At 62.6% G+C, this 11,149-nt stretch carries 11 protein-coding genes; 2 read left to right on the top strand and 9 right to left on the bottom strand.

Annotation, left to right across the window (positions count from 1 at the left end):
• Positions 1 to 31 precede the first annotated feature (31 nt).
• The gene (locus Q8N40_RS20615) at positions 32 to 829 is read left to right on the top strand and encodes an SDR family NAD(P)-dependent oxidoreductase (RefSeq protein WP_305322366.1); all 798 of its coding nucleotides are present in this window, start codon (positions 32 to 34) and stop codon (positions 827 to 829) included.
• Positions 830 to 931: 102 nt separating this feature from the next.
• Here Q8N40_RS20615 and Q8N40_RS20620 read toward each other — a convergent pair whose 3' ends face one another.
• The 6 genes from Q8N40_RS20620 to asd all read right to left on the bottom strand — a co-directional run bounded on the left by Q8N40_RS20620 (position 932) and on the right by asd (position 7,455).
• Positions 932 to 1,657: a cytochrome c biogenesis CcdA family protein gene (locus Q8N40_RS20620; protein WP_305713108.1), complete on the bottom strand. Its 726-nt coding sequence runs from the start codon at positions 1,655 to 1,657 to the stop codon at positions 932 to 934.
• Between the two features lie 2 nt (positions 1,658 to 1,659).
• A complete protein-coding gene (locus tag Q8N40_RS20625; protein WP_305713109.1) occupies positions 1,660 to 2,040 on the bottom strand; it encodes a thioredoxin family protein in 381 nt (126 codons plus the stop codon).
• A gap of 258 nt (positions 2,041 to 2,298) precedes the next feature.
• Complete coding sequence (locus Q8N40_RS20630; RefSeq protein ID WP_305322369.1) at positions 2,299 to 4,065, bottom strand: NAD(P)/FAD-dependent oxidoreductase; 1,767 nt, start codon at positions 4,063 to 4,065, stop codon at positions 2,299 to 2,301.
• Positions 4,066 to 4,260: 195 nt separating this feature from the next.
• The gene (locus Q8N40_RS20635; RefSeq protein WP_305322370.1) at positions 4,261 to 4,797 is read right to left on the bottom strand and encodes an NUDIX hydrolase; all 537 of its coding nucleotides are present in this window, start codon (positions 4,795 to 4,797) and stop codon (positions 4,261 to 4,263) included.
• A 99-nt stretch (positions 4,798 to 4,896) separates the two neighbouring features.
• Positions 4,897 to 6,483, bottom strand: coding sequence for an alkaline phosphatase (locus Q8N40_RS20640; RefSeq protein WP_305713110.1), 1,587 nt, complete (start codon positions 6,481 to 6,483; stop codon positions 4,897 to 4,899).
• 90 nt (positions 6,484 to 6,573) lie between these two features.
• On the bottom strand, positions 6,574 to 7,455 hold the full coding sequence (gene asd, locus Q8N40_RS20645) for an archaetidylserine decarboxylase (RefSeq protein ID WP_305322372.1): 882 nt from the start codon (positions 7,453 to 7,455) through the stop codon (positions 6,574 to 6,576).
• A gap of 34 nt (positions 7,456 to 7,489) precedes the next feature.
• Here asd and Q8N40_RS20650 point away from each other — a divergent pair, with 34 nt between their 5' ends.
• Entirely contained in the window at positions 7,490 to 9,154 is a 1,665-nt protein-coding gene (locus Q8N40_RS20650; protein WP_305713111.1) for an aminotransferase class III-fold pyridoxal phosphate-dependent enzyme, read from the top strand.
• A 31-nt stretch (positions 9,155 to 9,185) separates the two neighbouring features.
• On the opposite strand, the gene Q8N40_RS20655 is transcribed toward Q8N40_RS20650, so the two are convergent.
• From Q8N40_RS20655 to Q8N40_RS20665, 3 genes are all read right to left on the bottom strand, one after another.
• The gene (locus tag Q8N40_RS20655; protein ID WP_305713112.1) at positions 9,186 to 9,803 is read right to left on the bottom strand and encodes a hypothetical protein; all 618 of its coding nucleotides are present in this window, start codon (positions 9,801 to 9,803) and stop codon (positions 9,186 to 9,188) included.
• Between the two features lie 120 nt (positions 9,804 to 9,923).
• The gene (locus tag Q8N40_RS20660; RefSeq protein WP_305322375.1) at positions 9,924 to 10,613 is read right to left on the bottom strand and encodes a class I SAM-dependent methyltransferase; all 690 of its coding nucleotides are present in this window, start codon (positions 10,611 to 10,613) and stop codon (positions 9,924 to 9,926) included.
• A 23-nt stretch (positions 10,614 to 10,636) separates the two neighbouring features.
• On the bottom strand, positions 10,637 to 11,149 hold a 513-nt coding region (locus tag Q8N40_RS20665), incomplete at its 5' end, for a glycosyltransferase (protein WP_305713113.1).

Raw genomic sequence — 11,149 nt, forward strand, 5'->3', positions numbered from 1 at the left:
CGGCAGCTTGATCGCGCCAAGGGAGTGAAAAATGAACATCGACCTCACCGGAAAGCTCGCGCTGGTCACCGGCTCGACCCGCGGCATCGGGCTCGCCACCGCCATCGGGCTGGCGCGCATGGGAGCGGGCGTCATCGTCAATGGCCGCGAAGCCGCGTCGGTCGCCGAGGCGATCGCGAAAATCAAACAGGCCGTGCCCAACGCCCAGGCGGATGCGGCGGTGTTCGATCTCGGCCATGCCGAGGGCTGCGCCGGGCTGGTGGCGCAATTCCCGCAAGTCGACATTCTCGTCAACAACCTCGGCATTTACGAGCCCAAGGCCTTTTTCGACATCAAGGACGCCGATTGGACGAAAATGTTCGACGTCAACGTCATGAGCGGGGTGCGGCTGACCCGGCACTATCTGAAGCGAATGCTCGATACCAAGGACTGGGGCCGCGTCGTGTTCGTCTCCAGCGAATCCGCCGTTTTCGTGCCGAAGGAGATGGTGCATTACGGCTTTTCGAAAGCCGCCCAGCTCTATATCGCGCGCGGCGCCGCCGAGCAAACCAAGGCCACCAATATCACGGTCAATTCGGTGCTGCCCGGCCCGACCTGGGTCGAGATGGCGCCGGTGCGGCTGACCGCGCGCGCCAAGGGCCTCGGCATCACCGCCGACGAACTCGCCGCCAGGACTTTCACCGAACGCCGGCCAGCATCGCTGCTGCAGCGCTATGCCACACCGGAAGAAGTGGCCAACCTGATCTGCTACGTCTGCTCCAAGGCCGCCAGCGCGACCAACGGCGCCGCCTTGCGCGCCGACGGCGGCATCGTCACCAATCCGTTCTGAGGAACCCGGTCGGCCAGTCGCTTGTGCGACTGGCCTGCCCTTTCGCTTTCAGCAACGAAATCTGTCGGGCTCTTAGGTCCGCCCTGCCGTGGCAGGGTGAATTCAGAGACCGGTCGTCAGAGCCGTCAGCCAATCGGGCATGGCATTCGTCAGCGAAGTTTCGACGATCTTGTCGAGGCCGGTGAGAACAAAGGCGCCGACGAACACGAATGCTGCACCCATGACCGGTTTGGCGATGCGTGAAGTCCTGGCCAGCAGGTCTCGGCGGGCGAAGATGGCCTGCCTGGAACCATAGGCGAGCGCCAGGATGGGCGTAGCCGCTCCGAGCCCGAACACGGCCATCACGGCGGCTGCCTTGATCACTGTGTCGCCCTGGGCGGCAAGTCCGATCGCGGCTCCCAGTGTCGGACCGGAACAGGGCGACCAGATTGCGCCCAGCAAACCTCCGAGCACGAATTGTCCTCCAAGCCCGGAGGGTTGAATGCGATCGAGCAACGTTTGGCCGCCCGTTGCGACGGGCGCTGCGAAAACCGCCAGTTTTCCCTGCAGCGCGGGAACGAGCAGCACTACGCCCATGGCCAGCATCAGCCCCGCGATGGCGTATCTGAGCGTTGCGGGGTCGAGGCCGATATTGAAGCCGATCGAGGCGATCAGGGTACCGAGCAAGGCGAACGATGTCGCAAGGCCGGCAGCCAGTGCAACCGGCCCCCAGGCATGCTTTTCAAGCACGCCGAAGAGTACGATCGGCAGCAATGGAAGAACGCATGGCGAGAGGGTCGACAACCCGCCCGCGGCGTAGCTGAGAGCCAGGTTGCCGAGCTCGGACACCCTCACAAGCCTTTCGAGACGAGAGCCCTGATGCTGGCGGGATTGGTGTCCCCGGTTGACCTGCCAACTTCGTTGGCGCCCTTGAATACGATGAGGGTGCTCTGACTTTGGACCCGAAGGCGCTTCAGGACATCCTTCGCGCTATCGAAATCCACCTCGTAGACAACCAGGTTCGGCGTCGATTTTTCGATTTCCTGGACGATTGGTCGTTGCACCTTGCACGTCGGACACCAGGGTGCGGTCACATCAATGAGGATGGGCTTCCCAGCCGCTTGCGCTTGCTGGAACGCCTTCGTATCGAACGGTTGCCCGGCTTGGGCCATCAGCGACGAGCCGGTAAGGAAGGCGATTGCGATCAGTGTCTTCAGATAATTCAATGACATGTTAGATGTATCTCCGAGGATGCCTGGACGGTCGGCCAGTGAGTTTCGCAGCGGAGCCCGCGAAAGTTACGCCGCCTGGAAAAATAAGACGGCGATACCCGAATACCTGCTCGCCTGGAGGAGCCGGCGATATCCGCGTCCAGGTGTTTTTTGAGGGAAATCACACTCAAATTGCGCGCAGTTGCGATCCAAACCGTCCATCGCGCTGAATCCGCTCCAAGCGAACGGGGTGAGATCCCGCAGATCCTTGCGCCAGGGCTATGATGCCTTCTCCAGACGTCCCTGCTCGATGGCGTCGATCTGCAGCGCGAGGAAGCGGGAATAGATCCGGCATTGCGAGAACGAACCGCCGGTGAACCACAGCCCGGGCTGCCTGGTGCGGGTCCACATGTTGCGCATTTCCTGGCTGGCGGCATCGAAGCCCCAGATCGGCCCGACGCGCGTGGCGACTTCTGGGCCGAACAGCGAACCCACGATATGATCCTGGCCCTTGTAGCCGGTCGCCAGCACCACGAGGTTCGCCCTTAGCGTCGAGCCATCGTTTAGCTCAAGGCCATCGCTGATGAACTGCCCGATGTCGCTTGCCTGGATCAGCCGGATCTTGCCGTCGGCAATCAGCTCGGAGCAGCCGACATTGAAATAATAGCCGCCGCCGCGGGTGCGAAATTTTAATGGCCAGCCGGTGCCGTCTTCACCGAACTCGAGCTGAAAGCCCGCCTGCTCCAGCCGCGACAACAGCGGCGCGTCGAGTTCCCGGACCTCCCTGGTGATGATCTTGTGCGAGGCCTTGACCACTTCCAGCGGCACCGAGGCATTCAGGAGGTCCCTGATTTCAACAGCCGGCCCGTCGCCGAGATAGCTCTTGTCGTAGAGCTGCGCGCTGGGATCGACATTGACGACCATGGTCGGGCTGCGCTGAACCATGGTGACGTCGACGCCGTTGGCCTGCAGCTCCTGACAGATGTCATGCGCGCTGGTACCGGTCCCCATCACCACGACGGACTTGCCGCGCCACTGCGAACCCGCGGAGAACTGGCTGGAATGCAGCACCTTGCCGGCGAAATTCTCGATCGTGGCGATGGTGGGAATGTTGGGCGTGCCGCTGACGCTGGTGGCCATCACTATGTGCTTCGGGCGCAGCATGCGAACGCTGCCGTTGCCGCGCCTAATCCGCGCCATCCAGGTCTGCGTCGCCTCATTGTATTCGGCGCCCTCGAACACGGTGCCGGTCCAGAAGTTGACCTCCATGCTCTCGACATAGGCTTCGAGCCAGTTCGCGATCTTGTCCTTGGGGATGTAATCTGGCCAGTTCGGAGGAAACGGCATGTAGCGAAGATGATTGACCGGAGTCTTGTTGTGGAGCTTGAGACCGTGATAGCGCAGCCGCCAGTTGTCGCCGATACGTTGCTGCCTGTCGATCACGAGCGTATCGAAGCCCAGCCGCTTCAATTCGACCGCAGCTGAAATCCCGGCATGCCCGCCGCCCACCACCAGAACATCCGGCTCGCGGCCTTCGAAGGCAATTTCGGCCTGGCGATCTTCGAGCCAGTTCTGTTTGGCAAAATCGCGATTGTGCGAGGCAGGCTCGATATTGGCGGACTTCGTGGCGCTGATCCTGTCCATATCTAGCAGTGTCGACAGCGTCCACGCCTTCGGCGCCGCGCCGGGCGAAGGCAACAGCCTGATGACGCCGACAGCAGGACCGTTCGCCGTATCGAACCGGAAAATCGCCTCAATCACGTCCTGCCCGGCGACCACAGCGCGACGCGGCACCAGCAATTCGTTGTCGACGTCAAATCCGGTGGCTGCCACCTCGTGCGCGCGCCAGCATAGTTCATCCGCCACCCTACCGGCGCCGCTGAAGGTCGCGATCTCCCAGGACATGCCGCACAGGTTTCGCCAGTGACTGTCCGGCACAAACAGCGCGCCAAGCGCTGCTACGTCACCGCCAGCCAACGAACGGCCGAAGTCGGAGATCCATGATCTTGCCTCGGTTTCGGCCGAGGTCCTGATTTTCTCCAGCATGCCCACCCCTTGTCTTTCCTCCGCCGGACGTGCGCCTGCGTTTGGTCAAAAGGCGGCTTCCTCGCCGCCTGCAAGGCAAGTTATCGAAGGACGGGCCTCGGGTAAAATCTCCGGACGCTGGACTGCCCAGCCCTCAGCGCAATGCTGCTCACAAGCCGCAACCGGACCTTCATGGACGAACGCTCCGCGATCCCGTCAGATGGCACGCCGCAACCACTCCCACAGTTTCCATATCAGGCTGCCGGGCCGGCTTCGTGCCCCGCCCGGCTTATCGTGTCGGCCGGAATCCTGCGCCGCGACTGGCGCTGCGGCCCGCGAAAGCGCTGCCGCCTCCAGCGCGAACGGGCCCACATTCGCCAGAAACGCGCGCTCATATCCGCGCGAGAGCCGTTCGATGGCCCGGTCGAGCGGCAGCCAGTCGACCGCCTTCACATCGCGCATCAGAGCGTGGGTCTGTCCACCATGGGCTTCCATCCGCCAGTAGTGAACGACCTTTGAGCCCCGACTAGACTCCTGGACCAGCGTTCCCAGAAACTCGTGAACGACGACGTGGTGTCCGGTTTCTTCCAATACCTCGCGTTGGGCTGCTTCGCGGGCGGTTTCGCCGTCATCGAGCTTGCCCTTGGGAAGTACCCATTCATTGCGCTTGCGCAGCCGCACCACCGCGATCAGCGGCGTTTCGTCCTGCCGCAGCACAATGCCTCCCGCCGCCAGAACCGGCGCCCGTACCATCCCACATCCCTATGCTGCCAATGCAATGCCAGCATACCGTAGATCGGGATGGCGTTGCGGTTTTCCGAGCAGGGCCTGGAAAAAGTCGGGTTGCCGGCGTCAGAACTGCTGCGACAGAATTCTTGCCGGCCGCGCGTCCGGCCGCGGCTCGATATCGACCGACCACAGGTCCCGGTTGTCGACATCCTTCAAGGTCACCGTCATCACCTCTGATTCGCCGTCGATATCGACGCGGCCGAAGAACTGCAGTCCGAAACACGGCGCGAGGTTCTCACCCTGCTCCGCGCTGCAGCCCTTTTGAAACGCCACCGCCGGACCGAAGGTGTTGTCCAGCGGAGCGGGAGCCCATGTTCCCGCATGCAGCGGGCCGGAGACGAATTCCCAGAATGCTTCAAACTCCTGGAAGACCGCGCGGTTCGGATCGTAACGGTGCGCAGCCGTATAGTGCATGTCGGCCGTCAGCCACACCGTATTCCTGATGCCGGCGCGCTTCATGTGGGACAACAAATCGGCAATTTCGCATTCGCGCCGATCCGGCGGGCCATCGCCGAGCGCGATGCCGTCTTCGCTGACCAGGCCTATCGGCATGTCCGCCGCGATCACCTTCCATGTCACGTCGGACGCCGCGAGTTCGCGCTTCAGCCAGGCCAGCTGGATCGATCCGAGGATGCAGGCGTCATTGCCATCGCCGTGCCTGTTCCAGGTCGAATCGCGATAGCTGCGCATGTCGAGCAGAAACACATCGAGCAGCGGCCCGTAGCTGATCTTGCGATAGATCCGGCCGGCCTGCGCCGGCAACTCCCGGATCGGCATGAATTCATGAAATGCCCGGGCCGCGCGCGCCACCAGGCGGGAGGTGCCGTCCTCGGTGTAACCGGTTTCGTCGGCGGTACCGATCGGCGACCAGTCATTGGTCACTTCATGGTCGTCCCACTGCGCCAGCATCGGCACTTCCGCATTGAAGGCGCGCAAATTCTCGTCGAGCAGGTTGTATTTGTAGTTGCCGCGAAACTGCGCGATGGTTTTGGCGACAACGGATTTGTCCTCTGTGACGAGATTGCGCCAGAGGCTGCCGTCCGGCAGTTTCAATTCGGCCTCGATCGGACAATCGGCATAGATGTGATCGCCGCAATGAATGAAGAAGTCGGGGCGGTTTCCGCGCATGGTGGCGTAGGTGCGCATGCCGCCGCGGCCGGGATCGATGCCCCAGCCTTGGCCTGCGGTATCGCCCGACCAGACAAACGATACCGATTGCTGCACAAGGGGCGCGGTGCGGAAGTGACCGACCTGCGCTTCACCCGAAATCCCGGCGTCGGCGATATCTTCAAACCGCACCCGGTAAAAAATATCCTGCCCGGGCGGCAGGCCTTCCAGCAAAAGTTTCGAGGTGAAATCGCTGTCCGGCAGCGCCCGCGCTGATGCGGTGCGAATAATGGTCCTGAAGCTTTCGACCGTGGAGCATTCCACCTGCATGCGCGCCGGCCGGTCGGCTCGCGCCCATATCACGGCGGAATCAGCCGAGGCATCGCCCGAGGCTATCCCGCTCGTGATGAGTGGCCGGTCCGCGGCGCGGCTCAGATAGGGTTTGGCGAGACCTCCCAATCCCGCCAGCGCGACCGTGGCCGCTGACCTGACCAGCAATTGGCGTCTGCTCAGTGCCTGCTTGGCGTGTCTCGCAGTCGGCATTCCGGCACCCTCGTCGAATCGTGACGAAGGGTGCCCGCTCAACTTGACTCTGCGCCAAAGGTTTTACGACAGGCGGATGAATCGTGCCGTTCACGTCGGCTTCAATGCTTCAGCGCGCCGCATCAACGGCTGACCGGCTTTGATACGCGCGGAGTCCATCACGTTGTCGCAGAACTCGAAATTATCAGGCGCCAGCACGATGATCGTCGAGCCGTGCTCAAACCACCCGAGTTCATCGCCCTTACGCAAGCTTGCATCGCAGGGAAAGACGGTCGGCCCGCGGCTTTGTGCATTGAGCGTGAGATCGAGAAAATGTAGCCGCAGGCTCGCGACCAGAATCGCGGCCACCGGCACCAGCGTCAGCGCTTCGCCAGTCGCCAGCCGCGTCTGGATGACCGCGCGCTCGTTCTTGCAGAACAGCCGTTCGATCCGCTTCAGCGCAATCGGATTGACGTTCCAGACATCGCCATGGACGAACGTGACCCGCTCGATCCTGAAATCATGCGGCGCGTGGAAGCGATGGTACATGCTGGACAACAGGCGTAGCGTGATGAAGCGGCCATTGCGGTGCTGCTCGACCAGCGCGGGGTCGCCGAGCAGGTCCAGGAGCGAGTATGGCGCGCCCTTGATCTGAAACAGCTCGGTATCCTCGATCCGGCCATGCGCGCCGATGATGGCGTCGCACGGGCTGACCACAACGGCCGGATCGGGGTCGACCGGCCGATGTCCGGGGCGGAGTTCGCGGATAAAGCAATCGTGCAAGCTCTTGAAGCTGGTCTTGCGCGCCTCGCTGAGGTCCAGTTCGGAGAACAGCCGCCAGCACGCGATGGACACGTCCCGGATCACTGGATTTTCGATCTTGCTGAACCAGCCCATGAACCGGGTCAGCGCCGCCCGTGGGATCCGGTTGGTCAGCAGGAAATTGAGGTTTTCCTGCTGGGTCAAGGCGGAGATCAGGCCCCGCACTGTCATGATCCTGTCAGCTGGACTGGTTAGCGCTGGTGGCATGGATTCCCCTCTCCCGATTCTCGCTTTGTCCGCGGTTGCGATAACCGGCGCCGCGACAGTATTTCCCAAATTGAACGCCCGGCTGGCGCTTTCGCGGGCCAAGCACCGCTCGCTGACCGGACATTCCAAGATGTCCCGCCTGGTCGCACGGCTGGTGCCGTTTTACGAATTCGGCATCGATGATTTCTTCCGCTCGGATGGCGCGCCGGCTGAAGTCGCCCTGCAGCGGCAGGACGGCTTCTTCAAACTCGCCGCGCTCTACAAGGAGCGCTACCCCACGGGCCGGCAGATGACGCTGCAGGCCGCGGAGCGAATCTCCGACCTGCAATTCACCGAAGCCTACCGGGTACCGTTCCAGTACAGCCGGCTGGTCCGCGAGCATCTCGGCTCCAGCGCGTTCATGGCATCGTCTGCGGGAGTCACGGTCACCGACCCCGACGGCAACGTCTCTTACGACCTGACCGGCTCGTACGGCGTCAATGTCTTCGGCAACGATTTCTACAAGGATTGCATTGCGAAGGCCGCGGCGCGGGCCCACGCGCTCGGCCCGGTGCTCGGTCCCTACCATCCCGTTATTACCGACAACGTGGCGCGGCTGTGCGCGATATCCGGGCTCGACGAAGTCTCGTTCCACATGTCCGGCACCGAGGCCGTGATGCAGGCGGTGCGGCTGGCGCGTTACCACACCGGCCGTTCGCATCTGGTGCGCTTTGCCGGCGCCTATCACGGCTGGTGGGGCGACGTTCAGCCCGGCGTCGGCAATCCGATCTCGCCGCACGAGACCTATACGCTGGCCGACATGTCGGAGCGGACGCTCCACGTGCTGAAGACGCGGAGCGATATCGCCTGCGTGCTGGTCAACCCGCTGCAGGCGCTTCATCCCAACGCCGGCGCTGCCGCCGATTCCGCGCTGGTCGACAGCTCGCGAAAGGGCCATTTCGACCGCGCGGCGTATGGTGAGTGGCTCAAGGCGCTGCGGGATGTCTGCACCGAGCGCGGCATCGTCCTGATTTTCGACGAGGTGTTCGTCGGATTCAGGCTGGCTGCCGGCGGCGCCCAGGAATATTTCGGCGTCCGCGCCGACATGGTGACTTATGGCAAGAGCCTGGCGGGCGGGCTTCCCGTCGGCGTGGTCTGCGGCCGCAAGGATTTGATGCGCCGCTATCGTGACGACCGCCCGGTCGACATCTGCTTTGCGCGTGGTACCTTCAACTCGCACCCTTACGTCATGACCGCGATGGACGAGTTCCTCACCCGTCTTGAGGATCCCACCTTCCGAAAGGTCTATGACGGCCTCGACGATACCTGGGACGCGCGGGCGCGGCAGCTCAACGAAACGCTGGCCGCGCAAGATCTGCCGGTCCGGGTCTGCAACCTGTCGTCGATCTGGATGGTGCAATATACAGAGCCGTCGCGTTACAACTGGATGCTTCAGTACTATTTGCGGGCGGAGCAGCTGGCATTGAGCTGGGTCGGAACCGGCCGTCTGATATTCAGCCTGAACTATACCGAAACTGATTTTGCTGAAGTCGCCGACCGCTTTGTTGCCGCGGCGGAAAAAATGAAGCGGGATGGCTGGTGGTTCCGCGACGCAGCGCTCACCAACAAGGCGATCCGCCGGCAGATCCTGAAAGAGATGATCACGCGACGACGGTCGCAGTGAAGACGCGACCGTCGTCTGGATCATTGGTCTATCAAGCGCGCTTGACGTGTTTTTCGAGGCCCGGATCGATCAACTCGCCCTTCAGCAAATACAGCGGCGACTTGTAGTACAATTTGAGGTCGCTGAACGGGTCGGTCAGGATCTTGGTCATCCACACCAGGCCGGTCTCGACGTCGCGGATGAAGAACAGGTGCACGGTCCGGAACAGGAGTCCGCCGATCCCGATCGCCAGCCAGACCTTGGCGACCTGGCGCATGAAGTCGGCCGGCGAGCTCCAGGGCGCGAAGATCCCGAAAAGGGTCGGATCGAGGAACAGTACCAGCGGCGAAAGCGCCCAGACCGTCATCAGCACGATCTTGCGGTTCAGATTGTAGCCGACCTTGATTTCTTCCTTGTGGTCGTGGGTTGCCTCGTTGACATGATCGTAACCCTTCGGCTCGAAGAAGAAGTGACCCGCCTGCCTTGTAGTCATCGAGACCAGCCAGCCGATCAGGGCGGCAGCGACCGGATCGACGAACAGCAGCGCGTAGGCGATCAGAAAGCTCGCGGCACTGACGAAGTGCAGGCTCTGGTTGATACGGCTGTGATGGTAGTAACGATGGTCATCCCACCGTTGCGTTCGCAATTGTTCGCGGAAATTGCTGAGCATCTCTTCCCCCAGGTTAGGTCGATGTTATTTACTAGGATTCGATGTCCTGCATGTGACGACATCGTAATGACATGTGACGTTTCATGACGACGCCGACGCCGGCCGGCTGCTCGCATGAGCTCAAGCGGCGGCCGCGGCGGCTTCGGTCTTGCGGAAACGGATCAGCGAGAAGTGGCCGAACGGCGGCACCGGGCGGCGTTCGACCAGTTCCATGCCGGGCGCAGCCGCCAGCCATTGCGCGTAGCGCGACCAGGCGAATTCGGTTCGCCAGCCGAGCTGACGCACCACCGGCTGCAGCCGTTGCTCGATGAAGCGACGCATCCCGGCATCGGCGCTGACGCGGCTCAGCAGGATCAATTCGCCGCCGGGCCGCAGAACCCGTGCGAACTCGTCCAGTGCTACTTCCGGGTTGGGCACCGCCGTCACCACATACTGCGCCATCACGACGTCGAAGGCGCCATCCGGAAATTCGAGTTTCTCCGCGTCCATCACCGCCAAGCCCTCGACGTTCTTCAGGCGCATGTCCGCCACCCGCGCCTTCGCCTTGCGCAGCATGGCCTCCGAAATATCGGTCCCGAAGATGCGAAGGTGGGGTGAGTATTGCGGCAACGAGATGCCAGTGCCGACGCCGACCTCCAGCACGCGGCCGCCGATGCCGTTGGTGGCCTGGATCGCGGTGTGGCGGCCCTTGCTGAATACGCCGCCGAACACGAGGTCATAGACCGGGGCCCAGCGGTCATAGGCCTGCTCGACCGTCTCGCGGTCGAAGTCCAATTGCCTGGTGCCGTCAAGCTTGATGATTTCTGCCATGATAATTCCTTGTGATTGACCAACTAACCGCGCACTGCGCTGCCCGCCGCCACGTGGCGAACGGGTCGCAGCGAACGGCTCGGTTGCAATGCGCTGAGATTGCCGATGAACTGCCTTGCGCTGTTTTCCCAGGAACGTTCGAGCGCAAATTGGCGGCAGGCTTCCCGGGACAGGCTCAGCGCGCCGATGCAGGCGCGGCGCAAGTCGGTATCCAGGGCGCCGACCGGATGATCGGCAATCACATCAAGCGGACCCGTGACCGGAAACGCCGCGACCGGGGTGCCGCACGCCAGCGCCTCGAGTTGAACGACGCCGAAAGTGTCGGTGAGGCTCGGGAACACGAAGACGTCCGCCGCCGCCAGATGAGAAGTCAGATCGGCGCCGGTTTTCTCGCCGAGGAATTTTGCCTTCGGATAGCGGCGCTCCAGCTCCGCCTTCTGTGGCCCGTCGCCGATCACGACCTTCGATCCGGGCAGGTTCAGTGCCAGAAACGCTTCGAGATTCTTTTCGACGGCGACACGGCCGACCGTCATGAA

The organism is Bradyrhizobium sp. (assembly GCF_030693485.1).
Taxonomy (GTDB): domain Bacteria; phylum Pseudomonadota; class Alphaproteobacteria; order Rhizobiales; family Xanthobacteraceae; genus Bradyrhizobium.